The organism is Pseudomonas sp. Z3-8 (assembly GCF_051131975.1).
Lineage (GTDB): Bacteria > Pseudomonadota > Gammaproteobacteria > Pseudomonadales > Pseudomonadaceae > Aquipseudomonas.
This window is the reverse complement of the sequence record NZ_CP071643.1, coordinates 5,065,239-5,086,635: the sequence shown is the minus strand read 5'-3', so window position 1 is coordinate 5,086,635 and position 21,397 is coordinate 5,065,239. Positions and strand designations below refer to the sequence as shown.

Sequence of the window (21,397 nt, the reverse complement as noted above, 5' to 3'; positions counted from 1 at the left end):
CAATGAGGCATAAGAAAAATAAGGAGGCACCATGCCAATCGCCGTGATTCAAATGGTCAGCCAGAGCGATGTGCTCGCCAACCTGGCCCGTGCCCGGGTGTTGCTGGAGCAGGCCGCGGCGGGTGGCGCACGGCTGGCGGTGCTGCCGGAAAACTTCGCGGCCATGGGCCGGCGGGACGTTGCCGATATCGCGCGGGCCGAAGCCTTTGGTCAGGGTCCGATCCTGCCGTGGTTGAAACAGGTCGCGCGCGACCTCAGGTTATGGATTGTGGCCGGCACGTTGCCGTTGCCGCCGGTGGGCCAGCCCGAGGCCAAGGCCCATGCATGTTCGTTGCTGGTGGACGACCAGGGCGAGATCGTCGCGCGTTATGACAAGCTGCACCTGTTCGACGTGGACGTGGCGGACAATCGCGGTCGTTACCGCGAATCCGATGACTATGCTTATGGCGGCAACGTGGTGGTTGCCGACACACCGGTGGGCCGGGTTGGCCTGACGGTCTGCTACGACTTGCGTTTTCCCGAGCTCTACAGCGAGTTGCGGGCGGCCGGGGCCGAGCTGATTACCGCGCCTTCGGCGTTTACCGCGGTGACCGGCGCTGCGCATTGGGACGTACTGATTCGCGCCCGGGCCATCGAAACCCAGTGCTACGTGCTGGCGGCCGCCCAGGGTGGGTTGCATCCGGGGCCCCGGGAAACCTTTGGCCATGCCGCGATAGTCGACCCGTGGGGGCGTGTGCTCGCGCAACAGGATCAAGGCGAGGCCGTGCTGCTGGCCGAGCGCGACGACAGTGAACAGGCGTCCATCCGGGCGCGCATGCCGGTGGCGAGCCATCGGCGCTTTTTCTCGCAGGGCGCCCGACAGCGACCTGTCCAAGACGACGAATTCAAGGCGTAAAACATATGAGCGGGTTGTTGTCCTCAGTCAGTGAACACCTTTTAGCCCCCGGCGGCGTGACCCTCGAAAGCCTGCAAGGCGTGCTGGGCGACCTGGCCGGTCCGGGCATCGATGCGGCCGACCTGTATTTCCAGGGACAGATTTCCGAGTCCTGGTCGCTGGAAGACGGCATCGTCAAGGAAGGCAGTTTCAACCTCGACCAGGGTGTGGGCGTGCGTGCCCAATCCGGCGAAAAGACCGGGTTTGCCTACAGCAACGCCATCACCCTTGAGGCCCTCGGCGCCGCGGCTCGTGCGGCTCGCTCGATTTCCCGGGCCGGGCAGAATGGCACGGTCCAGGCGTTCAGCAGCCAGGACGTGGCCCAGCTGTATGCGCCGGACAACCCACTGGAAGTCATGAGTCGCGCCGAAAAGGTCGAGCTGCTCAAGCGCATTGACGTCGCCACGCGTGCCCTCGACCCGCGTATCCAGCAGGTGTCGGTGAGCATGGCCGGGGTCTGGGAGCGGATTCTGGTGGCCTCCACCGACGGTGGCCTGGCGGCGGATGTGCGGCCGCTGGTGCGTTTCAACGTCAGCGTGATCGTCGAGCAGAACGGTCGCCGTGAGCGCGGTGGCCACGGTGGGGGTGGTCGTACCGACTATCGTTATTTCCTCAGCGAAGACCGCGCCATGGGCTATGCCCGCGAAGCGCTGCGCCAGGCGCTGGTGAACCTTGAGGCCATCCCGGCCCCGGCCGGCACGTTGCCAGTGGTGCTTGGGTCCGGCTGGTCCGGCGTGCTGCTGCACGAAGCCGTGGGCCACGGCCTGGAAGGTGACTTCAACCGCAAGGGCAGTTCGGCCTACAGCGGCCGCATGGGCGAGATGGTCGCCTCGAAACTCTGCACCATTGTCGATGACGGCACGCTCGCCGGGCGTCGTGGTTCGCTGAGCGTCGACGACGAAGGCACCCCGACCGAATGCACCACGCTGATCGAGAACGGCGTGCTCAAGGGTTACATGCAGGACAAGCTCAATGCCCGCTTGATGGGCGTGGCCCGCACCGGCAACGGTCGCCGCGAGTCTTACGCGCACCTGCCCATGCCGCGCATGACCAACACCTACATGCTCGGCGGCCAGAGTGATCCGGCGGAAATCATCGCGTCGGTGAAGAAGGGCATCTACTGCGCCAATCTCGGCGGCGGCCAGGTGGACATCACCAGCGGCAAGTTCGTGTTTTCCACCAGCGAGGCCTACCTGATCGAAGACGGCAAGATTACTGCGCCGGTCAAGGGTGCGACGTTGATCGGCAACGGGCCGGAGGCGATGAGCAAAGTTTCCATGGTCGGTAACGACCTGGCGCTGGACAGCGGCGTGGGCACGTGTGGCAAGGATGGGCAGTCAGTGCCGGTGGGTGTCGGTCAGCCGACCCTGAAGATCGATGCGATTACCGTGGGTGGCACGGGCGCATAAAAATATTCAGGGATGTGCGCACGTCATCGTGGCGAGGGAGCTTGCTCCCGCCGGGCTACGCAGTAGCCCCAATGCGGTTGCTACGCAACCGAGCGGGAGCAAGCTCCCTCGCCACGGTAACTGCCGCCTCTTGCAGAGGAGTCGAGCTGTTACGATCAGCGCAGGCCGCGTTGAGTCTCGTCCAGCTCACGGATGTACTTGAAGATTTTACGGCTCGACGCCGGCGGCTTGTTCTGCGCCAGTTCGTGCTGGGCCTGACGGATCAGCGAGCGCAGTTGCTGGCGATCGGCCTCCGGGTAGTCGATGACGAATTTTTCCAGAGTGCCGTCATCGCCTGCGATCAGGCGATCACGCCAGCGTTCCAGGTTGTGGAAACGCTCGTTGTACTGCCGGGTGGAGGCATCGAGCTGGTCGAGCAGAACCAGGATGGCGTCAGTGTCCTGGTCGCGCATCAGCTTGCCGATGAATTGCAGGTGCCGTTTACGCGCGATATTCGCGGTGTGCTTGGGCGCATCGGCCAGGGCCCGGCGCAAGGCGTCGGTCAAGGGCAGTTTGGCCAGCAAGTCAGGCTTGAGTGTTGTCAGGCGCTCGCCGAGGTCAACCAGAGCATGCAGCTCGCGTTTGACCTGGGATTTGCTTTTTTCACCCTCGTAGAGGGAGTCGTCGTAAGAATCAACCATGGTGGCAGTCCGCAAAGAAACGCCGCCATGATAACCAGTCGGGGGCCGCTTGTCCGGCCCGGTCGCTCGATGGCCATTACCGAAAGCAGAATTTGAGTGGAGAACACCATGAGTGCAGTTCAAAGCGTCGGCCCGCAAGCGTTGCCGGCACTGCAGGAACAGGTCGAGCAGATCCTCGCCGAAGCCAGGCGACAGGGCGCCAGTGCGTGCGAAGTGGCGGTGTCGCTGGAGCAGGGGCTGTCGACGTCGGTGCGCCAACGCGAAGTGGAGACCGTCGAATTCAATCGCGACCAAGGCTTTGGCATCACCCTTTACGTGGGGCAGCGCAAGGGGTCGGCCAGCACCTCGGCCAGCGGCCCTGACGCCATTCGCGAAACAGTCGCCGCTGCACTGGCGATTGCCCAGCATACGTCCGAAGACGAAGCCTCCGGCCTGGCCGATGCCGCGCTGATGTGCAAGGAGCTCAAGGACTTCGATCTGTTCCACGCCTGGGACATCACGCCCGAGCAGGCCATCGAGCAGGCACTGCGCTGCGAAGCGGCGGCATTCGACGCCGACAGCCGGATCAAGAATGCCGACGGCACTACGCTCAATACCCACCAAGGGTGCCGCGTTTATGGCAACAGCCATGGTTTCATCGGCGGGTACGCATCGACGCGTCACAGCCTCAGCTGCGTGATGATCGCCGAGGCCAATGGGCAGATGCAGCGCGACTACTGGTACGACGTGAGTCGCCAGGGCACATTGCTGGCGGACCCGGTGAGCATCGGCCAGAAGGCTGCGCAACGGGCCGCCAGTCGCCTGGGCGCGCGGCCTGTGCCGACCTGTGAGGTGCCGGTGCTGTTCTCCGCCGAGTTGGCCGGTGGCTTGTTCGGCAGCTTCCTGTCAGCGGTGTCCGGCGGCAACCTGTACCGCAAATCCTCGTTCCTCGAAGGCGCGCTGGGCCAGAAACTGTTTCCGGAGTGGATGACCATCGACGAGCGTCCGCACCTGATGCAGGCCATGGGCAGTTCGGCTTTCGACGGGGATGGCCTGGCCACCTATGCCAAGCCGTTCGTGGAAAACGGCGAGCTGGTTTCGTACATCCTCGGCACCTATTCGGGTCGCAAATTGGGCATGCCGAGCACCGCTAACGCCGGTGGCGTGCACAACCTGTTCGTCACTCATGGCGAGGAAGACCAGGCTGCGCTGCTGCGGCGCATGGGGCGTGGGTTGTTGGTCACCGAGCTGATGGGCCACGGCTTGAACATGGTGACAGGCGATTATTCCCGTGGCGCGGCGGGGTTCTGGGTCGAAAATGGCGAGATCCAATTCCCGGTCCAGGAAGTCACCATTGCCGGCAACATGCGCGACATGTTCAAGCAGATCGTGGCGGTGGGCAGCGACTTGGAGCTGCGCAGCAACATCCGCACCGGCTCGGTGCTGATCGAGCGAATGATGGTGGCGGGTAGCTGAAACTCATCGCTTCAAAAAAGGCGCGTCATCCGTTGGGATGACGCGCCTTTTTTGTGCCCGCAGAAACCCGCGAAAAGAGAGCTTTTGTGGCGAGGGAGCTTGCTCCCGCTCGGTTGCGCAGCGACCGCAAAATCCTGGGGCCGCTGCGCGACCCAGCGGGAGCAAGCTCCCTCGCCACGATGGTGAGTGCTATCTTGTTGTTGTGTTGGTTCTTATTATCATCTAATAATGAATCTCATTCGCCGATTGAGCCCCGGTCATGAGTCTTGCCCTGCACGAACAACCCTACCTTGAAAACTGGCGCTGGATGAGTCGCCAGATCCGCTGTGCGATGAGCCCGGACGAGCCGCGGCTGATCGAACACTACCTGGCCGAGGGGCGCTACCTGGCCTGCTGCACCGCCACCTCGCCGTGGATGATTGGCGAAACTGCCTTCCGGCTGTTGCTCGACACCGCTTCGGATGTCGCGCTGCCCTGGCACTGGCGCAACCTCTGCCTGGATCAAGCCTGGCGCCCTTTGCGTGAACTTGAGCGGCAGGCGCTTTGCCGCTGCCGCCTCAAGCGTTGGCAAAGCCATGCCTGGGCGCTGGCTAGCTGCGCGCTGGAGCCGTCGATTTCCCTTATTGAACTGGAGCAAGGATTTCCCGATGAGTAATACCCGTATCGAACGCGACAGCATGGGTGAACTTCAGGTCCCCGTGGACGCACTCTATGGCGCGCAGACCCAGCGCGCGGTGGATAATTTTCCGGTCAGCGGCCAGCGCATGCCGGCGCAGTTCATTCGTGCCCTGATCCTGGCCAAGGCCGCCGCCGCACGCGCCAATGTCGAGTTGGAGCAAATCAGCGTCGCCCAGGGCAAAGCCATCGTCGATGCGGCCCAGGGCCTGCTCGAAGGCGACTTCATGGCGCATTTCCCGGTGGATATCTTCCAGACCGGCTCCGGCACCAGTTCCAACATGAACGCCAACGAAGTGATTGCCACGCTTGCCAGTCGCTTGCTGGGAGAGGTGGTCAACCCGAACGACCACGTCAATTGTGGCCAGAGCAGCAACGACATCATCCCCACCAGTATTCATGTCAGCGCCGCGCTGGCCCTGCACGAGCAATTGCTGCCGGCGCTGTTGCACCTGGTCCAGGTGATCGAACGCAAGGCCGAAGAAGTCCACCCCTTCATAAAGACTGGCCGCACCCACCTGATGGATGCCATGCCGGTGCGCTTGAGCCAGGTGCTCGACGGTTGGGCGCAACAGATCAAGGCCAACATCGGCCACTTTCAGGATCTGTTGCCGAGCCTGCAATCCCTGGCCCAGGGCGGTACGGCGGTTGGCACTGGCGTCAATGCCCATCCACGCTTCGCCGAATTGTTCAGCCAGCAACTGACGCAACTGACCCAGGTGCAATTCACCCCGGGCAAGAACCTGTTCGCGCTGATCGGCTCCCAGGACACTGCCGTGGCGGTTTCCGGGCAGCTCAAGACCACTGCCGTGTCGCTGATGAAAATCGCCAACGACCTGCGCTGGATGAACTCAGGGCCGCTGGCCGGGCTGGGCGAGATCGAGCTCGAAGGCCTGCAGCCGGGCTCCTCGATCATGCCCGGCAAGGTCAACCCGGTCATCCCCGAAGCCACCGCCATGGTCGCGGCCCAGGTCATCGGCAACGACACGGTGATTACCATCGCCGGCCAGTCGGGCAATTTCGAACTCAACGTGATGCTGCCGATCATCGCCCAGAACCTGCTGAGCAGCATCGCCCTGATGTCCACCGCCAGCCGATTGCTGGCGGACAAGGCCATCGCCACGTTCAAGGTCAACGAAGCCAGGCTCAAGGAAGCGCTGTCGCGCAATCCTATCCTGGTCACGGCACTGAATCCGATCATTGGTTACCAGAAGGCCGCTGAAATAGCCAAGAAGGCTTATCAGCAGGGTCGCCCGGTGATCGATGTCGCCTTGGAACACACCGACCTGTCGCGCGCCGAACTGGAGATCCTGCTGGACCCGGAAAAGCTCACCGCCGGTGGTGTGTAACCCCGACACTTGTGTGGAGGACTCATCATGGAGCATTGGAAACGTACGATCGAACGGGCCAATCACCATTTCCTGCAGGGTGAGTGGGTGGATGCCCGCGAAGCCTACCTGCAGGCCCTGGCCCTGGCGCAGGTGTTGTTCGAGCGTTGGGCGGATGCCGACGAAGCCGTGGCCGCCTGTGTCGTGTCGCATCACAACCTGGCGGATCTGCACTTGCGCCTGAACCAGCCGGAGGAGAGCGCCGAGTACCTCTGCGCGATTCACCAACGGTTATTGCAGACCATGCAGGACGAACGCCTGGCGCCGGCCCTGCGTGCCGCCGCGATGCGCCAAAGCGACAGGACCTACGTCGAACTGCTGAATTTCATCAGCGAGCATGGCGAGTACCCACGCACTCAGCGCCTGCTGCACAACGCTGCTGTTTCGTCCCGGCACAGCCAAATCCCTCATCATTACGGAGTCCACTGAGATGGCTTTCACCTTGCCTGCATTGCCTTACGCCTACGATGCCCTGGAACCGCACATCGATGCGCAGACCATGGAGATTCACTACACCAAGCATCACCAGACTTATATCAACAACCTCAACGCGGCGGTGGATGGCACTGAATATGCCGATTGGCCCATAGAAAAACTGGTGGCCAGCGTGGAGCAATTACCGCAGGCGCTACGAGCCGCGGTGATCAACCAGGGCGGTGGTCATGCGAACCACTCGCTGTTCTGGGAAGTGATGACGCCCCACGGTGGCGGCCAGCCGGACGGTGCGCTGGCAGCGGCGATAGACGCGCAGTTGGGCGGTCTCGATCAGTTCAAGGAAGCCTTCACGAAAGCGGCACTGACCCGCTTCGGCAGCGGCTGGGCCTGGTTGAGTGTGACCCCGCAAAAGACTCTGGTGGTGGAAAGCAGCGGCAACCAGGACAGTCCGCTGATGGGCGGCAACACGCCGATCCTGGGCCTGGACGTCTGGGAGCATGCCTATTACCTGCTGTATCAAAACCGCCGTCCGGAATACATCAACGCGTTCTACAACGTGATCAATTGGCCAGAAGTCGCCCGGCGCTATCAGGCTGCGCTTGCTTAATGTTCTTATAAACAACCCAAGGCTGACTATGGACACTGAAACTCTGGCGATAGGCGGCGGGCGAATGTTCCGCTATGCCTTGGGCTCGCTGTTGCTGTTGGCCGGCATGACATTATTGGTGGCCCAAGGGCTGGCGTGGCTGGACCTTGAGCCAAAAATGTTGCGTGCGCTCCAGGGCGGTGGGCTTTGCGCCTTGGGTACGGCGTTGGGCGCGGTGCCGGTGCTGGTGATACGGCGCATGCCTCAAGCCATGAGCGATTCACTGCTGGGCTTCGGGGCGGGGGTGATGCTCGCCGCCACCGCGTTTTCGCTCATCGTGCCGGGCATTGCCGCAGCCGAGCAGTTGGGCTTCACGCCTTGGGCGGCCAGCGGGCTCATCTGTTTCGGCATCCTGTCGGGTGCGTTCGGACTGTACCTGGTGGACCGCAAGGTCTCTGCCAGCCCTGAAAGACTGGTTGCGACCCCAGGACGACCGGTTATTGCGCCGCGGATCTGGTTGTTCGTGTTCGCCATCATCGCCCACAACATCCCGGAAGGCATGGCGGTGGGCGTTTCGGCGGGCGGCGGCATGGCGGATGCCGATAGCCTGGCGATGGGCATCGCTTTGCAGGATGTGCCGGAAGGGCTGGTGATTGCGCTGGTGCTGGCCGCGGCGGGGATGTCGCGGGTCAAGGCGTTCCTGATTGGCGCAGCGTCAGGGCTGGTCGAGCCGGTGTTCGCATTGCTCTGTGCCTGGCTGGTGACGTTGGCCGAGGTGCTGTTGCCGTTGGGGTTGGCGCTGGCCGCCGGAGCGATGCTGTTGGTGGTGACCCATGAGGTGATTCCAGAATCGCGCCGCAATGGGCATGAAAAACTGGCGAGCCTGGGGCTTTTGATTGGGTTCTGCTTGATGATGGTGATGGATACGGCGTTGGGGTGATGTGCAAGTGGATGAGCTTTTGTGGTGAGGGAGCTTGCTCCCTCACCACCGGCAAGTCAGCAGTACCTGATTACTCGCCTTCGTCGAAATAGTTGTTGATCAGTGCCACCAGCGCATCCATGGCTTCCTGCGCCTGTTCACCTTCGGTACTCAGGTGGATCCTGGTGCCTTTACCCGCAGCCAGCATCATCATCGCCATGATGCTCTTACCGTCGACTGTCGCCTCCGGCGTGCGCCCGACCCTGATCGTGGTTTCTGGAAACTTGCCCGCGACACCTACGAATTTCGCCGATGCACGGGCATGCAAACCCAGCTTGTTGATGATTTCAATTTCCCGAGCAGGCATCGCGATGTGAATCCTTTAGCTGAGGTCGCGGTGGCGAACCTGGACATTCTTCAAGGTTTGTTGCAGGAGCTGACCCAGGCGTTCGGTCAGGTACACGGAACGGTGATGACCGCCAGTGCAGCCAACGGCAATCGTGACATAGGCACGGTTGTTGGCGGCAAAACGCGGCAGCCATTTGAGTAGATAGCTGGAGATGTCCTGGTACATTTCCTCGACATCCGGCTGGGCAGCCAGGTAGTCGATCACCGGCTGGTCGAGCCCGGACTGCTCGCGCAGTTCAGGTTTCCAGTAAGGATTGGGCAGGCAGCGGACATCAAACACCAGGTCGGCATCCACGGGCATGCCACGCTTGAAGCCGAACGACTCCACCAGGAAGGCCGTACCGGGTTCCGGCTGGTTCAGCAGGCGCAACTTGATGGTGTCGCGCAACTGGTACAGATTCAGGTGGGTAGTGTTGACCTTCAGGTCCGCCAGGTCGGCAATCGGCCCCAGCAGTTGGCTCTCGTCATGGATCGCTTCAGCCAGGGAGCGGCTGGCGTTGCTCAACGGGTGGCGTCGACGGGTTTCCGAAAAGCGCTTAAGCAGGGTTTCTTCGTCTGCGTCCAGGTACAACACGTCGCACTGGATGTGCCGGCTGCGCACTTCCTCAAGCAACGCCGGGAAGCGCGACAAATGGCTCGGCAGGTTGCGGGCGTCGATGGACACGGCGACCAGCGGTTGCGCCAGCTCGGTATGGATCAGGGCGCGCTCGGCCAGTTCCGGAAGCAGGCCGGCCGGCAAATTGTCGATGCAATAGTAGCCGCTGTCCTCAAGGACGTTGAGGGCCGTGCTTTTACCGGAGCCGGAGCGGCCACTGACGATGATCATGCGCATGTTTAATGGCCGTTCTGCTCGTCCAGGACTACCTGATACAAGGCTTCGTTGCTCGGGGCGCTGCGCAGTTTTTCGCGTACTTCCTTGCGGTCGAGCATGCTGGCGATCTGGCGCAGCAGCTCGAGGTGCGCATCGGTCGCCGCTTCCGGGACCAGCAATACGAACAGCAGGTCGACCGGGGCGCCGTCGATGGCGTCGAAATCGATGGGGGCTTCAAGGTGTAGCAGCGCACTGATCGGCGCGGAACAACCCTTGAGGCGGCAATGGGGAATGGCGATGCCGTTGCCAAAACCGGTGGAACCGAGTTTTTCACGGGCAACCAACGCCTCGAAAACGTCCTGCATTTCCAGATCCGGCACTTCGCGGTGGATCAGGTTGGCGATTTGTTCGAGGGCTTTCTTTTTACTGCCACCCGGCGCGTTCACCTGGGAACGGCCGGGGGTCAGGATGGATTCTAGTCGGATCATGGATTGGGGGGGTTAACGACCGGTTGCGCCCTGGAGGAGGCTCTGGGTCTTTTCCTTATGCTTTTTGAGTTGGCGATCCAGCTTGTCGGTCAGCAGGTCAATCGCGGCATACATGTCTGAATGCTCTGCGTTGGCAACTACTTCTCCGCCGGGAATATGCAGCGTGGCTTCGATTTTCTGCAGCAGCTTCTCGACGTTCATCGTGACTTGCACGTTGGTGATCTTGTCGAAATGCCTTTCCAATCGGTCGAGTTTTTCGCCGATGTAGGTGCGCAGGGGTTCGGTCACTTCCAGTTGGTGTCCACTGATGTTGACTTGCATACAGCTTCTCCTTCGTTGCCAGTGCATAAAGCGGCAGGTAGAAATACCTGCCACTGGAACGCTGTGGCGTGGCCTGTTACATCAACCGCTTGCGTTCGCTCGAAGGCGCGATTCCCAGGGATTCGCGGTATTTGGCGACGGTACGGCGGGCCACCTGAATGCCTTGTGCCTCCAGTAAACCAGCGATCTTGCTGTCACTCAACGGCTTTTTCTGATTTTCCGCAGCGACCAGTTTTTTAATGATCGCGCGGATGGCCGTGGACGAGCATTCACCGCCTTCGGAGGTACTGACGTGGCTGGAGAAAAAGTATTTCAATTCATAGATGCCCCTTGGGGTATGCATGAATTTCTGGGTAGTCACCCTCGAAATCGTCGACTCGTGCATGCCCACCGCCTCGGCGATGTCATGCAAGACCAACGGTTTCATCGCTTCGTCACCGTACTCCAGGAAGCCGCGCTGATGCTCGACGATCTGGGTGGCGACTTTCATCAGGGTTTCGTTGCGGCTTTGCAGGCTCTTGATGAACCAGCGCGCCTCCTGCAACTGATTGCGCATGAAGGTATTGTCGGCGCTGGTGTCGGCACGCTTCACAAAACCGGCGTATTGGGCATTGACCCGCAGCTTGGGTACCGATTCCTGGTTCAGCTCCACCAGCCAGCGATCGTTGTGCTTGCGTACGATCACATCGGGGACGACATACTCGGGCTCGGTGGATTCGATTTGCGAGCCGGGGCGCGGATTCAGGCTTTGCACCAGTTCGATGACCTGGCGCAGCTCATCTTCCTTGAGCTTCATCCGACGCATCAACTGGCTGTAGTCGCGGCCGCCCAGCAGGTCGATGTAGTCGGTGACCAGGCGCTTGGCTTCGGCCAGCCATGGCGTCTTGGCGGGCAGCTGGCGCAATTGCAGCAGCAGGCATTCGCCCAGGTTGCGAGCGCCAATGCCGGCGGGTTCGAATTGCTGGATGCGATGCAGGACAGCTTCGATCTCGTCCAGCTCGATATCGAGCTCCGGGTCAAAGGCTTGGAGGATTTCCTCGAGGGTCTCGTCCAGGTAGCCCTGGTTGTTGATGCAATCGATCAACGTCACCGCGATCAGACGGTCGGTATCCGACATCGGCGCCAGGTTCAGTTGCCACAGCAGATGGCTTTGCAGGCTTTCGCCAGCAGAGGTGCGAGTGGTGAAGTCCCACTCGTCGTCGTCACCGCCTGGCAGGCTGCTGGCGCTGGTCTGGTAGACGTCTTCCCACGCCGTGTCCACGGGCAGGTCATTGGGAATGCGTTCGCTCCATTCGCCATCGTCGAGGTTATCTACCGTCGGGGCGGCTTCCTGATAGGACGGTTCCGGGACCTCCGGGGTGGTTTTCTGCTCGACGTTGTCGGCCAGTGGGTCGGTATTGTCGAAGTCGTCGCCTTCTTCCTGGCGTTCGAGCATCGGATTGGACTCCAGCGCCTCCTGGATTTCCTGTTGCAGGTCCAGGGTCGACAATTGGAGTAGGCGGATAGCCTGTTGCAGCTGCGGTGTCATCGTCAGCTGCTGGCCCATTCTCAAGACTAGCGATGGTTTCATGGCTGGGGCTTAACACCTTATTCGCCGGCGCACATGCGCCATCCACTACAGGGCGCCGAAGCGCCAAACTTAAGCAAATTATATGCCTGAAACTGAAGTGTTTGCCTAGGGGGCTATCTCAATTAATTGAGGGCGCCCGGGCATCCGCCAGGCCACCTTTGGCTTAAAGGCGGAACTCATGGCCCAGGTATACTTCCTTGACCAGTTCGTTGGCCAGGATGGTGGCGGAGTCGCCCTCGGCGATCAGCTGGCCATCGTTGACGATGTAGGCGGTTTCACAGATATCCAGCGTCTCGCGCACGTTGTGGTCGGTGATCAGCACACCGATTCCCTTGGCCTTGAGGTGATGGATGATCTGCTTGATGTCGCCCACCGAAATCGGGTCCACGCCGGCAAACGGCTCATCCAGCAGAATGAATTTCGGCGCGGTGGCCAGGGCGCGGGCGATCTCCACGCGGCGACGTTCGCCACCGGAAAGGCTCATGCCCAGGTTGTCGCGAATGTGGCTGATATGGAACTCCTGCAGTAGGCTTTCCAGCTCCTGGCGACGGCCGGCCTTGTCGAGCTCCTGGCGGGTTTCCAGGATCGCCATGATATTGTCGGCTACCGACAACTTGCGGAAGATCGACGCCTCTTGTGGCAGGTAGCCAATGCCAGCCTTTGCCCGGCCATGCATCGGCCGGTGGCTGACGTCCAGATCATCGATCAGCACTCGACCCTGGTCGGCCTGCACCAGGCCGACAATCATGTAGAAACAGGTGGTCTTGCCCGCGCCATTGGGGCCGAGCAAGCCTACGATCTGGCCGCTTTCGATGGACAGGCTGACGTCACGCACGACTTGGCGGTTCTTGTAGCTCTTGGCCAGATGCTGAGCTTTCAGAGTTGCCATTACTGGGCCTTCTGCTCGTCGGTTTTCTTTTTCGGCTGGATCACCATGTCGATGCGCGGGCGCGATTCGGTGACCTTGCTGCCAGTGGCGCGACCAGCGCTGGCGAGTTTCTTGTTGGTGTCGTAGACGATTTTCTCGCCTTGGGTCACGTTGTTGTCCTTGTCGACAACCTTGGCGCGGTCGATCAATACGACGCGGTCCTGGGAGGCGTGGTACTGGATGGTGACGCCATAACCCTGGACCGGCTTGGTGTCGCCCGCGGTCTGCATTTGCTCGAAGTAGGCCAGGTTGCCTACCGAGGTGACCACGTCGATGTCGCCGGACTGGGTGCGGGTGATGGTCACGGTATTGCCGGTGACCTTCATCGAACCCTGGGTGATGATCACGTCACCTTTATAGGTGGCGACGCCGTTCTTGTCGTCCAGTTGCGCGTCGTCGGCCTGGATGCGGATAGGCTGGTCGCGGTCGGTGGGGAGGGCCCAGGCGCTCGCGCTTCCCAGTGCTGCGCCCAGACTGAGCAAAATAGGGAGGGTTTTAGCGAGCTTCATACTGTCCTCTTACGTTCGATAGCAGGTGTATCCTGCTTTCCTTCAAATAGGCCTTCATTCCCGTGCCGGTCGACACGCCGCCGGCGCCGTCGATTCTAACGGGTTGCTCGGTCTGCGCATATTGGCGCTGCGGGAAGACTGTCATACGGGTACTGGTAATGATGGTCGTACGGTTCTTCTCATCGGTTCGGGCCACGCGTACCGAGTCGATCAGTTCCACCTCGGTGCCGCCGGGATTGACCTCGGCACGCTCGCTTTGTACGTGCCACGGAAACTCCGTGCCGCGGAACATGTTCAGGTCCGGCTTGGTGACCAGCGTGATGTCGCTGGCCTTCACGTGATCGACCTTGTCCGACGTCATCTCATACTGCAGCTTGCCGTCAGGCAGGTACTGCAAGGTGTGCGTGTTGGTCGCGTACCAGTCGATATCGTTTTCCGGCGCCTGGACCGCAGGCTGGTCGAGGAAGCGTTCCGGGCTGATGTTCCAGTAGCCCACCGCCGCGAAGATGGCGGCGATACAGCCGAACACCAGGATGGTGCGAATTTTCTTGCTTAGCATAGGTGGCTCACAGGTACGCGGCGTTGGCCGCTTCGAGGTGGCCCTGGGCACGCAGGATCAGTTCACAGAATTCGCGGGCCGCGCCTTCGCCGCCCCTCGCCGTGGTGACGCCATGGGCGTGCTCGCGTACGAAGGCAGCCGCGTTGGCCACTGCCATGCCCAGGCCGACACGGCGGATCACCGGAAGGTCTGGCAGATCGTCACCGAGGTAGGCGACCTGCTCATAGCTTAGATTGAGTTGGCCGAGGAGTTCATCCAGCACCACCAATTTGTCTTCGCGCCCCTGATAAAGGTGCGGGATGCCGAGGTTCTTCGCGCGCCGTTCGACCACCGGGGTCTTGCGACCGCTGATGATAGCGGTCTGCACGCCGGTGGCCATCAGCATCTTGATGCCCTGGCCATCAAGGGTGTTGAACGTCTTGAATTCGCTGCCGTCTTCGAGGAAATACAGGCGGCCATCGGTCAGCACACCATCCACGTCGAACACTGCCAGTTTGATTGCTTTGCCGCGTTGCAACAGGTCTGTGCTCATTTACATGACTCCCGCACGCAGCAAGTCGTGCATATTCAGGGCGCCCACCGGGCGGTCTTCGTCGTCGACCACCACCAGGGCGCTGATCTTGTGGTCTTCCATGATCTTCAAGGCTTCGGCGGCCAGCATCTCGGCCCGGGCCGTCTTGCCGTGGGGGGTCATGACCTCATCGATGGTCGTGCTGTGGATATCGATGGTGCGATCCAGGGTGCGACGCAGATCGCCGTCGGTGAAGATCCCGGCGAGCTTGCCGTCCGCCTCCAGGATAACGGTCATGCCCAGCCCCTTGCGGGTCATTTCCATGAGGGCGTCCTTGAGCAGCGTGCCACGTTGTATCTGCGGCAATGCCTCCCCCGCGTGCATCACGTTCTCGACCTTGAGCAGCAGCCGGCGGCCCAGGGCGCCACCGGGGTGGGAGAAAGCGAAATCCTCGGCGGTAAAGCCCCTGGCTTCCAGCAAGGCCACGGCCAGGGCGTCGCCCATGACCAGCGCCGCCGTGGTGGAAGAAGTGGGGGCCAGGTTCAGCGGGCAGGCTTCGTGTTCGACATGCACGTTGAGGTTCACCTCGGCGGCCTTGGCCAGCGGCGAGTCGGGATTGCCGGTGAGACTGATCAACTGGATACCCAGGCGCTTGATCAACGGCAGCAGGGTAACGATTTCATTGGTGGAGCCGGAGTTCGACAATGCCAGGATGATGTCGTCCCGAGTGATCATGCCCATGTCACCGTGGCTGGCTTCGGCAGGATGGACAAAAAACGCCGGGGTGCCGGTGCTGGCCAGGGTCGCGGCAATCTTGTTGCCGATGTGCCCGGATTTGCCCATGCCTACCACCACCACGCGGCCCTTGCTGGACAGAATCATCTCGCACGCGCGTACGAAATCAGCATCGATATGGGCCAGCAAACCTTGCACGGCTTCGAGTTCGAGGCGCAGGGTACGTTGTGCCGATTGAATCAGTTCGCTGGATTGGCTCATGTCAGAAATCGTATAGCCCGATGAAAAGGCGGCGATTATACCGGCAATGAACGATTCCCTCACGTTAGTTCGTCATGCTTTGTTCAGGCAGCCCCAACGCTTGACATGAAATGTGACGTTTTACCTCAAGCAAGGCTTAACGGGCGGGCGCCGGCCTTGGGCGCTTGGCCGTTGCAGTGATATAGTTCGCCGCCGGTTCGTGTGCCCGGCGTTACCGGCGTTTGTCGGCTGGCCGGGACATCCGAATATGAGGCTGCATCGCAAGGAGTTTAGATGAGTGCCGACAACGCCTACGCGGTCGAGCTGAAGGGGCTGTCCTTCAAGCGAGGGACGCGCAGCATTTTTAATGACATCGATATTCGCATCCCACGCGGCAAGGTGACCGGCATCATGGGGCCTTCCGGCTGCGGCAAGACCACGCTGCTGCGCCTGATGGGGGCACAATTGCGCCCCAGCGCCGGCGAAGTCTGGGTCAATGGCCAGAATCTTCCGCAATTGTCGCGCAGCGATCTGTTCGATGCGCGCAAGCATATGGGCGTGCTGTTCCAGAGCGGTGCGCTGTTTACCGATCTCGACGTGTTCGAAAACGTGGCGTTTCCCCTGCGGGTCCATACGGAACTGCCGGAAGAGATGATCCGCGATATTGTCCTGCTCAAATTGCAGGCAGTCGGGCTGCGCGGTGCCCTGGAACTGATGCCGGACGAACTGTCCGGTGGCATGAAGCGTCGGGTCGCGTTGGCTCGGGCGATTGCCCTCGATCCGCAGATCCTCATGTACGACGAGCCCTTCGTCGGGCAGGACCCTATCGCCATGGGCGTGCTGGTGCGCCTGATCCGCTTGCTCAACGATGCGCTGGGCATCACCAGTATCGTGGTGTCCCACGACCTGGCCGAAACCGCGAGCATCGCTGACTACATCTATGTGGTCGGCGATGGCCAGGTGCTGGGGCAGGGCACGCCCCAGGAGTTGAAGGATTCGGACAACCCGCGTATTCGCCAATTCATGAAAGGTGATCCGGACGGCCCGGTGGCGTTCCATTTTCCGGCCACGGATTACCGTACCGATCTGCTGGGGAAGCGCTGATGCGCAAGAAGTCATTAATAGAAAGAGTCCGCCTGTTCGGTCGCTCCGGCATCGACGTGGTGGCAGTGCTGGGGCGTTCCTCGCTGTTCCTGATGCATGCCTTGCTCGGTCGCAACTCGACCGGCGGCGGTTTTGGCCTGCTGGTCAAGCAACTGCATTCGGTGGGGGTGATGTCCCTGGTGATCATCGTCGTCTCGGGGATTTTCATCGGCATGGTCCTGGCGCTCCAGGGCTTCAGCATATTGTCCAGCTACGGTTCGGAGCAGGCGGTCGGGCAGATGGTTGCGCTGACCTTGCTGCGTGAGCTCGGCCCCGTGGTCACGGCACTGCTGTTTGCCGGGCGCGCCGGTTCAGCGTTGACGGCCGAGATCGGTAACATGAAGTCCACCGAACAGCTGTCCAGCCTGGAAATGATCGGGGTCGACCCGCTCAAGTACATCATTGCCCCGCGCTTGTGGGCCGGCTTCATTTCCCTGCCGGTGCTGGCAATGATCTTCAGCGTCGTGGGGATCTGGGGCGGCTCATGGGTTGCCGTCGATTGGCTGGGGGTCTATGAAGGCTCCTATTGGGCCAACATGCAGAACAGCGTCGATTTTCTCGACGATGTGCTCAACGGTGTGATCAAGAGTGCCGTATTCGCTTTCGTGGTGACCTGGATCGCCGTGTTTCAAGGTTATGACTGTGAGCCCACGTCAGAGGGGATCAGCCGTGCCACAACCAAGACCGTGGTATACGCCTCGTTGGCCGTCCTGGGCCTTGACTTTATTCTGACCGCCTTGATGTTTGGAGATTTCTGATGCAAAACCGCACCCTGGAAATCGGTGTCGGCCTTTTCCTGCTGGCTGGCATCCTGGCTTTGCTGTTGCTGGCCCTGCGGGTCAGTGGACTGGCGCCGACCGCAAGCACCGATACTTATAAACTTTATGCTTATTTTGACAATATCGCCGGTTTGACGGTCAGAGCCAAGGTGACCATGGCCGGTGTGACCATCGGCAAGGTCACGGCAATCGATCTGGATCGCGACAGTTTCACCGGTCGGGTGACGCTGCAGCTGGAAAAGCGCGTGGATAACCTGCCGACTGACTCCACTGCATCTATCCTCACGGCTGGGCTGTTGGGTGAGAAATACATCGGTATCAGCGTGGGCGGGGAAGACACCCTGCTCAAGGATGGCGGGACCATTCACGACACGCAGTCGTCGCTGGTGCTTGAGGACCTGATCGGTAAATTCCTGCTCAATACCGTTAGCAAAGACGCCAAATGAGGAGCTTTTGAATGATCTCTATCCTGCGACGCAGCCTGCTGGTCCTGCTGGCGGCGCTGCCGCTGATGGGCAACGCCGTGGCGGCGCCTTCGGCGCACGACATCATCAAGACGACCACCGACCAACTGTTGGCCGATCTGTCGGCGAATAAGGAAAAGTACAAGCAGGACCCGAGCGCATTCTACGAGTCCTTGAATCGTATCGTCGGGCCGGTGGTGGATGCCGACGGTATTTCCAAGAGCATCATGACCGTCAAGTATTCGCGCAAGGCTACGCCCGCGCAGATGACCCGCTTCCAGGAAAACTTCAAGCGCAGCCTGTTCCAGTTCTATGGCAACGCCTTGCTCGAGTACAACAACCAGGGGATCACGGTCGACCCGGCCAAGGATGAGTCAGGCGAGCGCACCAGCGTCGGCATGACGGTCAAGGGCAACAATGGCGCCGTTTACCCGGTTTCCTACACGCTCGAGAAAATCAACGGCGAGTGGAAAGTACGCAACGTGATCATCAACGGCATCAACATCGGCAAGTTGTTCCGTGACCAGTTCGCCGATGCGATGCAGCGTAATGGCAATGACCTGGACAAGACCATCAACGGTTGGGCCGGTGAAGTCGCCAAGGCCAAGGAAGTTGCCGAAGACGCCCAAGAGAAGCAGCAACAATGAATGAGCCGGTGAGTGAATCGGCCATTCGCCTGAGCGAGGCCGGCGAGCTGCTGCTCAGCGGCGTGCTGGATTACCGTACCGGCCCTGGTTTGCGCAAGCGGGGCCAGGCGCTGATCAAGTCCGCGAGGGCCGCTGAACTGGTAATCGACTGTTCGGGTGTGCAGAAGTCCAGCAGCGTCGGCCTGTCGCTGCTGCTGTGCTTCATGCGCGACGCCAGGGCCGCCGGCAAGACGTGGAGCATCCGCGGGATGCCCGAAGACATGCGCGAAATAGCCCAGGTCAGCGAATTGACCGAGCTGTTGACGCATCCCTGACCCACATCGCTGGAAGCGCCCCCTGTCAGAGTCCTGCTTCGCGGGGTTCGCAGGCGCGGGGCTTTTTTGTATGATGTGCGACCCGTGCGCACAGGGCGCCGATTGAGGTTGAGCATGCAGGCTGTAGAAGTGAAGAGCTTTCTTGAAGGAAAGCTGCCTGATACGCAGGTAGAAGTTGAAGGCGAAGGCTGCAACTTCCAGTTGAACGTGATCAGCGATGAACTGGCGGCGTTGAGCCCAGTGAAGCGTCAGCAGAGCATCTATGCCCATTTGAACCCATGGATCGCCGATGGCAGCATCCACGCGGTCACGATGAAATTTTTCAGCCGCGCGGCCTGGGCCGAGCGCACCTGAGCCCAAGGGCCTCGAGATTCTTATGGATAAACTGATTATTACCGGCGGCGTTCGTCTTGATGGCGAAATCCGTATTTCCGGGGCAAAGAACTCCGCCCTGCCGATCCTGGCCGCGACGCTGCTGTGCGATGGCCCGGTGACCGTGGCCAACCTGCCGCACCTGCACGACATCACCACGATGATCGAGCTGTTCGGTCGCATGGGCATTGAGCCTGTAATCGACGAGAAGCTCAGCGTCGAAATCGACCCGCGCACCATCAAGACCCTGATCGCGCCGTACGAACTGGTGAAGACCATGCGTGCGTCGATCCTGGTACTCGGCCCGATGGTCGCTCGTTTCGGTGAAGCCGAAGTCGCCTTGCCTGGCGGTTGCGCCATCGGTTCGCGTCCGGTGGACCTGCACATCCGTGGCCTCGAAGCCATGGGCGCGGTGATCGACGTCGAAGGCGGCTACATCAAGGCCAAGGCGCCTGAAGGCGGCCTGCGTGGCGCGCATTTCTTCTTCGACACCGTCAGCGTGACCGGTACCGAAAACATCATGATGGCCGCCGCCCTTGCCAAGGGCCGCAGCGTGCTGCAAAACGCTGCCCGCGAGCCTGAAGTCGTCGACCTGGCGAACTTCCTGATCGCCATGGGCGCCAGGATCAGCGGCGCCGGCACCGACACCATCACCATCGATGGCGTCGAGCGCCTGCACTCGGCCACCTATAAAGTGATGCCGGACCGTATCGAAACCGGCACCTACCTGGTAGCCGCCGCCGTCACCGGTGGTCGCGTCAAGGTCAAGGACACCGATCCGACCATCCTCGAGGCCGTCCTGGAAAAACTCAAGGAAGCCGGTGCCGAAGTCACCTGCGGTGAGGACTGGATCGAAGTGAACATGCACGGCAAGCGGCCGAAAGCCGTCAACGTGCGGACCGCTCCATACCCGGCGTTCCCGACTGACATGCAGGCGCAGTTCATCTCCCTCAACGCCATTGCCGAAGGCACGGGCGCGGTGATCGAGACGATCTTCGAAAACCGTTTCATGCACGTCTACGAGCTGCACCGCATGGGCGCCAGGATCCAGGTCGAAGGCAACACGGCCATCGTCACCGGGACCGAAAAACTGAAAGGCGCGCCTGTCATGGCGACCGACCTGCGGGCTTCGGCCAGCCTGGTCATCTCTGCACTGGTTGCCGAAGGCGACACGCTGATCGACCGCATCTACCACATCGACCGTGGCTACGAGTGCATCGAAGAGAAGCTGCAGATGCTCGGCGCCAAGATCCGTCGCGTACCGGGCTAGTACCGGCTGAACGGGCACAAGGAGGTGCCCTCTGATTTCGTTTCACATCGAGGGTGGTTGCACCCTCGATGTCTGTCTGGCGCCGCTTGCGACCAGGCATGAGTACCTTGATAAGGACTGACGTTTCCCATGTTGACCATCGCACTGTCCAAGGGCCGCATCCTTGACGACACCCTGCCGCTTCTGGCCGAAGCGGGCATCGTGCCGACCGAGAATCCGGACAAGAGCCGCAAGCTGATCATTCCTACGACCCAGGCCGATGTGCGCTTGTTGATCGTGCGCGCCACCGATGTGCCGACCTATGTGGAACATGGCGCCGCTGATCTGGGCGTAGCCGGCAAGGACGTGCTGATGGAGTATGGCGGCCAGGGCCTTTACGAGCCGCTGGACCTGCGGATCGCCCGTTGCAAGCTGATGACCGCCGGCAAGGTCGGTGCCCCCGAGCCCAAGGGCCGCCTGCGGGTGGCGACCAAGTTCGTCAACATTGCCAAGCGTTACTACGCCGAACAAGGCCGTCAGGTCGACATCATCAAGCTCTACGGTTCGATGGAGCTGGCGCCGCTGATCGGCCTGGCGGACAAGATCATCGACGTCGTCGACACCGGCAATACGTTACGGGCCAATGGTCTTGAGCCGCAGGATTTCATCGCCGACGTCACCTCCCGGCTGGTCGTCAACAAGGCTTCGATGAAAATGCAGCACGCCCGCATCCAGGCTTTGATCGATACCCTGCGCAAGGCAGTGGAATCGCGACACCGCGGCTGATTCACCTGCGCGACTTCTGCGTCGCGCCCGTCTATCCGCGTCATAGCCAATTTTCTCAGGTGCCCACGCGAATGGACTGGTA

At 61.1% G+C, this 21,397-nt stretch carries 27 protein-coding genes; 16 read left to right on the top strand and 11 right to left on the bottom strand.

The genetic code is table 11. From position 1 onward, the window contains the following. Positions 1–31: 31 nt before the first annotated feature. Complete coding sequence (locus J3P94_RS23340; RefSeq protein ID WP_434569809.1) at positions 32–895, top strand: carbon-nitrogen hydrolase family protein; 864 nt, start codon at positions 32–34, stop codon at positions 893–895. A gap of 5 nt (positions 896–900) precedes the next feature. After that, the gene (gene tldD / locus J3P94_RS23335; RefSeq protein WP_003197828.1) at positions 901–2,343 is read left to right on the top strand and encodes a metalloprotease TldD; all 1,443 of its coding nucleotides are present in this window, start codon (positions 901–903) and stop codon (positions 2,341–2,343) included. A 155-nt stretch (positions 2,344–2,498) separates the two neighbouring features. On the opposite strand, the gene yjgA is transcribed toward tldD, so the two are convergent. Further along, a complete protein-coding gene (yjgA, locus tag J3P94_RS23330) occupies positions 2,499–3,023 on the bottom strand; it encodes a ribosome biogenesis factor YjgA (protein ID WP_014336624.1) in 525 nt (174 codons plus the stop codon). Between the two features lie 108 nt (positions 3,024–3,131). Between yjgA and pmbA the strand changes: the two genes are divergently transcribed. From pmbA to J3P94_RS23300, 6 genes are all read left to right on the top strand, one after another. Further along, positions 3,132–4,478, top strand: a complete 1,347-nt coding sequence (pmbA, locus tag J3P94_RS23325) for a metalloprotease PmbA (protein ID WP_434569808.1) — start codon at positions 3,132–3,134, stop codon at positions 4,476–4,478. A 259-nt stretch (positions 4,479–4,737) separates the two neighbouring features. After that, complete coding sequence (locus J3P94_RS23320; protein WP_434569807.1) at positions 4,738–5,133, top strand: FagA protein; 396 nt, start codon at positions 4,738–4,740, stop codon at positions 5,131–5,133. Then, positions 5,126–6,502 carry a class II fumarate hydratase gene (locus J3P94_RS23315; RefSeq protein ID WP_434569806.1) on the top strand — a complete coding sequence of 459 codons (1,377 nt, stop codon included), beginning with the start codon at positions 5,126–5,128 and terminating at the stop codon, positions 6,500–6,502. Before J3P94_RS23320 ends, J3P94_RS23315 begins: the two co-directional genes overlap by 8 nt. A 27-nt stretch (positions 6,503–6,529) precedes the next feature. Next, positions 6,530–6,970 carry a hypothetical protein gene (locus tag J3P94_RS23310; protein WP_434569805.1) on the top strand — a complete coding sequence of 147 codons (441 nt, stop codon included), beginning with the start codon at positions 6,530–6,532 and terminating at the stop codon, positions 6,968–6,970. Position 6,971: 1 nt separating this feature from the next. Next, a complete protein-coding gene (locus J3P94_RS23305; RefSeq protein ID WP_434569804.1) occupies positions 6,972–7,583 on the top strand; it encodes a superoxide dismutase in 612 nt (203 codons plus the stop codon). A 28-nt stretch (positions 7,584–7,611) separates the two neighbouring features. Further along, positions 7,612–8,502, top strand: a complete 891-nt coding sequence (locus J3P94_RS23300) for a ZIP family metal transporter (protein WP_434569803.1) — start codon at positions 7,612–7,614, stop codon at positions 8,500–8,502. Between the two features lie 70 nt (positions 8,503–8,572). Here J3P94_RS23300 and J3P94_RS23295 read toward each other — a convergent pair whose 3' ends face one another. From J3P94_RS23295 to J3P94_RS23250, 10 genes are all read right to left on the bottom strand, one after another. Then, positions 8,573–8,848, bottom strand: a complete 276-nt coding sequence (locus J3P94_RS23295) for an HPr family phosphocarrier protein (RefSeq protein WP_434569802.1) — start codon at positions 8,846–8,848, stop codon at positions 8,573–8,575. Between the two features lie 15 nt (positions 8,849–8,863). Next, the gene (rapZ, locus tag J3P94_RS23290) at positions 8,864–9,721 is read right to left on the bottom strand and encodes an RNase adapter RapZ (protein ID WP_434569801.1); all 858 of its coding nucleotides are present in this window, start codon (positions 9,719–9,721) and stop codon (positions 8,864–8,866) included. Between the two features lie 2 nt (positions 9,722–9,723). Continuing rightward, on the bottom strand, positions 9,724–10,188 hold the full coding sequence (gene ptsN, locus J3P94_RS23285) for a PTS IIA-like nitrogen regulatory protein PtsN (protein WP_210642854.1): 465 nt from the start codon (positions 10,186–10,188) through the stop codon (positions 9,724–9,726). A 12-nt stretch (positions 10,189–10,200) separates the two neighbouring features. Next, on the bottom strand, positions 10,201–10,509 hold the full coding sequence (gene hpf / locus J3P94_RS23280) for a ribosome hibernation-promoting factor, HPF/YfiA family (protein ID WP_039592236.1): 309 nt from the start codon (positions 10,507–10,509) through the stop codon (positions 10,201–10,203). 76 nt (positions 10,510–10,585) lie between these two features. Continuing rightward, positions 10,586–12,079, bottom strand: a complete 1,494-nt coding sequence (locus J3P94_RS23275) for an RNA polymerase factor sigma-54 (protein WP_434569800.1) — start codon at positions 12,077–12,079, stop codon at positions 10,586–10,588. Positions 12,080–12,242: 163 nt separating this feature from the next. Beyond that, positions 12,243–12,968 carry an LPS export ABC transporter ATP-binding protein gene (gene lptB / locus J3P94_RS23270; RefSeq protein WP_305496791.1) on the bottom strand — a complete coding sequence of 242 codons (726 nt, stop codon included), beginning with the start codon at positions 12,966–12,968 and terminating at the stop codon, positions 12,243–12,245. Continuing rightward, complete coding sequence (lptA, locus tag J3P94_RS23265) at positions 12,968–13,516, bottom strand: lipopolysaccharide transport periplasmic protein LptA (RefSeq protein ID WP_305496790.1); 549 nt, start codon at positions 13,514–13,516, stop codon at positions 12,968–12,970. Before lptA ends, lptB begins: the two co-directional genes overlap by 1 nt. Further along, positions 13,503–14,075, bottom strand: a complete 573-nt coding sequence (gene lptC / locus J3P94_RS23260) for an LPS export ABC transporter periplasmic protein LptC (protein WP_434569799.1) — start codon at positions 14,073–14,075, stop codon at positions 13,503–13,505. The genes lptA and lptC overlap by 14 nt, the downstream gene beginning before the upstream one ends. A gap of 7 nt (positions 14,076–14,082) precedes the next feature. Then, positions 14,083–14,607 (bottom strand): KdsC family phosphatase, encoded by a 525-nt coding sequence (locus tag J3P94_RS23255; protein WP_305496788.1) that lies wholly within the window; start codon positions 14,605–14,607, stop codon positions 14,083–14,085. Beyond that, complete coding sequence (locus J3P94_RS23250; RefSeq protein WP_434569798.1) at positions 14,608–15,582, bottom strand: KpsF/GutQ family sugar-phosphate isomerase; 975 nt, start codon at positions 15,580–15,582, stop codon at positions 14,608–14,610. A gap of 273 nt (positions 15,583–15,855) precedes the next feature. On the opposite strand from J3P94_RS23250, the gene J3P94_RS23245 reads away from it, so the two are divergent. The 8 genes from J3P94_RS23245 (at position 15,856) to hisG (ending at position 21,315) form a co-directional block, all read left to right on the top strand. Continuing rightward, entirely contained in the window at positions 15,856–16,665 is an 810-nt protein-coding gene (locus J3P94_RS23245) for an ATP-binding cassette domain-containing protein (RefSeq protein WP_434569797.1), read from the top strand. After that, entirely contained in the window at positions 16,665–17,462 is a 798-nt protein-coding gene (mlaE, locus tag J3P94_RS23240) for a lipid asymmetry maintenance ABC transporter permease subunit MlaE (RefSeq protein WP_434561153.1), read from the top strand. The genes J3P94_RS23245 and mlaE overlap by 1 nt, the downstream gene beginning before the upstream one ends. Then, complete coding sequence (gene mlaD, locus J3P94_RS23235) at positions 17,462–17,929, top strand: outer membrane lipid asymmetry maintenance protein MlaD (protein WP_030139861.1); 468 nt, start codon at positions 17,462–17,464, stop codon at positions 17,927–17,929. Before mlaE ends, mlaD begins: the two co-directional genes overlap by 1 nt. Before the next feature lie 11 nt (positions 17,930–17,940). Continuing rightward, positions 17,941–18,594, top strand: a complete 654-nt coding sequence (locus J3P94_RS23230) for an MlaC/ttg2D family ABC transporter substrate-binding protein (protein ID WP_434569796.1) — start codon at positions 17,941–17,943, stop codon at positions 18,592–18,594. 8 nt (positions 18,595–18,602) lie between these two features. Beyond that, a complete protein-coding gene (locus tag J3P94_RS23225) occupies positions 18,603–18,908 on the top strand; it encodes an STAS domain-containing protein (protein ID WP_434574283.1) in 306 nt (101 codons plus the stop codon). Between the two features lie 114 nt (positions 18,909–19,022). After that, complete coding sequence (locus J3P94_RS23220; protein WP_090281791.1) at positions 19,023–19,262, top strand: BolA family protein; 240 nt, start codon at positions 19,023–19,025, stop codon at positions 19,260–19,262. A 22-nt stretch (positions 19,263–19,284) separates the two neighbouring features. After that, entirely contained in the window at positions 19,285–20,550 is a 1,266-nt protein-coding gene (gene murA / locus J3P94_RS23215) for a UDP-N-acetylglucosamine 1-carboxyvinyltransferase (protein ID WP_434569795.1), read from the top strand. Positions 20,551–20,679: 129 nt separating this feature from the next. Further along, on the top strand, positions 20,680–21,315 hold the full coding sequence (gene hisG, locus J3P94_RS23210; RefSeq protein WP_305496776.1) for an ATP phosphoribosyltransferase: 636 nt from the start codon (positions 20,680–20,682) through the stop codon (positions 21,313–21,315). Positions 21,316–21,397 lie beyond the last annotated feature (82 nt).

Excerpts from the sequence above, each read along its gene's own strand:
- J3P94_RS23340 (WP_434569809.1), top strand. The coding sequence starts at position 32 with ATGCCAATCGCCGTGATTCAAATGGTCAGCCAGAGCGATGTGCTCGCC.
- J3P94_RS23250 (WP_434569798.1), bottom strand. The coding sequence starts at position 15,582 with ATGAGCCAATCCAGCGAACTGATTCAATCGGCACAACGTACCCTGCGC.
- J3P94_RS23245 (WP_434569797.1), top strand. The coding sequence starts at position 15,856 with ATGAGTGCCGACAACGCCTACGCGGTCGAGCTGAAGGGGCTGTCCTTC.
- lptC (WP_434569799.1), bottom strand. The coding sequence starts at position 14,075 with ATGCTAAGCAAGAAAATTCGCACCATCCTGGTGTTCGGCTGTATCGCC.
- mlaD (WP_030139861.1), top strand. The coding sequence starts at position 17,462 with ATGCAAAACCGCACCCTGGAAATCGGTGTCGGCCTTTTCCTGCTGGCT.
- tldD (WP_003197828.1), top strand. The coding sequence starts at position 901 with ATGAGCGGGTTGTTGTCCTCAGTCAGTGAACACCTTTTAGCCCCCGGC.
- murA (WP_434569795.1), top strand. The coding sequence starts at position 19,285 with ATGGATAAACTGATTATTACCGGCGGCGTTCGTCTTGATGGCGAAATC.
- J3P94_RS23320 (WP_434569807.1), top strand. The coding sequence starts at position 4,738 with ATGAGTCTTGCCCTGCACGAACAACCCTACCTTGAAAACTGGCGCTGG.
- J3P94_RS23295 (WP_434569802.1), bottom strand. The coding sequence starts at position 8,848 with ATGCCTGCTCGGGAAATTGAAATCATCAACAAGCTGGGTTTGCATGCC.
- J3P94_RS23310 (WP_434569805.1), top strand. The coding sequence starts at position 6,530 with ATGGAGCATTGGAAACGTACGATCGAACGGGCCAATCACCATTTCCTG.
- yjgA (WP_014336624.1), bottom strand. The coding sequence starts at position 3,023 with ATGGTTGATTCTTACGACGACTCCCTCTACGAGGGTGAAAAAAGCAAA.
- hpf (WP_039592236.1), bottom strand. The coding sequence starts at position 10,509 with ATGCAAGTCAACATCAGTGGACACCAACTGGAAGTGACCGAACCCCTG.
- lptB (WP_305496791.1), bottom strand. The coding sequence starts at position 12,968 with ATGGCAACTCTGAAAGCTCAGCATCTGGCCAAGAGCTACAAGAACCGC.
- J3P94_RS23300 (WP_434569803.1), top strand. The coding sequence starts at position 7,612 with ATGGACACTGAAACTCTGGCGATAGGCGGCGGGCGAATGTTCCGCTAT.
- J3P94_RS23220 (WP_090281791.1), top strand. The coding sequence starts at position 19,023 with ATGCAGGCTGTAGAAGTGAAGAGCTTTCTTGAAGGAAAGCTGCCTGAT.
- lptA (WP_305496790.1), bottom strand. The coding sequence starts at position 13,516 with ATGAAGCTCGCTAAAACCCTCCCTATTTTGCTCAGTCTGGGCGCAGCA.
- hisG (WP_305496776.1), top strand. The coding sequence starts at position 20,680 with ATGTTGACCATCGCACTGTCCAAGGGCCGCATCCTTGACGACACCCTG.
- pmbA (WP_434569808.1), top strand. The coding sequence starts at position 3,132 with ATGAGTGCAGTTCAAAGCGTCGGCCCGCAAGCGTTGCCGGCACTGCAG.
- mlaE (WP_434561153.1), top strand. The coding sequence starts at position 16,665 with ATGCGCAAGAAGTCATTAATAGAAAGAGTCCGCCTGTTCGGTCGCTCC.
- ptsN (WP_210642854.1), bottom strand. The coding sequence starts at position 10,188 with ATGATCCGACTAGAATCCATCCTGACCCCCGGCCGTTCCCAGGTGAAC.
- J3P94_RS23230 (WP_434569796.1), top strand. The coding sequence starts at position 17,941 with ATGATCTCTATCCTGCGACGCAGCCTGCTGGTCCTGCTGGCGGCGCTG.
- rapZ (WP_434569801.1), bottom strand. The coding sequence starts at position 9,721 with ATGCGCATGATCATCGTCAGTGGCCGCTCCGGCTCCGGTAAAAGCACG.
- J3P94_RS23305 (WP_434569804.1), top strand. The coding sequence starts at position 6,972 with ATGGCTTTCACCTTGCCTGCATTGCCTTACGCCTACGATGCCCTGGAA.
- J3P94_RS23315 (WP_434569806.1), top strand. The coding sequence starts at position 5,126 with ATGAGTAATACCCGTATCGAACGCGACAGCATGGGTGAACTTCAGGTC.
- J3P94_RS23275 (WP_434569800.1), bottom strand. The coding sequence starts at position 12,079 with ATGAAACCATCGCTAGTCTTGAGAATGGGCCAGCAGCTGACGATGACA.
- J3P94_RS23255 (WP_305496788.1), bottom strand. The coding sequence starts at position 14,607 with ATGAGCACAGACCTGTTGCAACGCGGCAAAGCAATCAAACTGGCAGTG.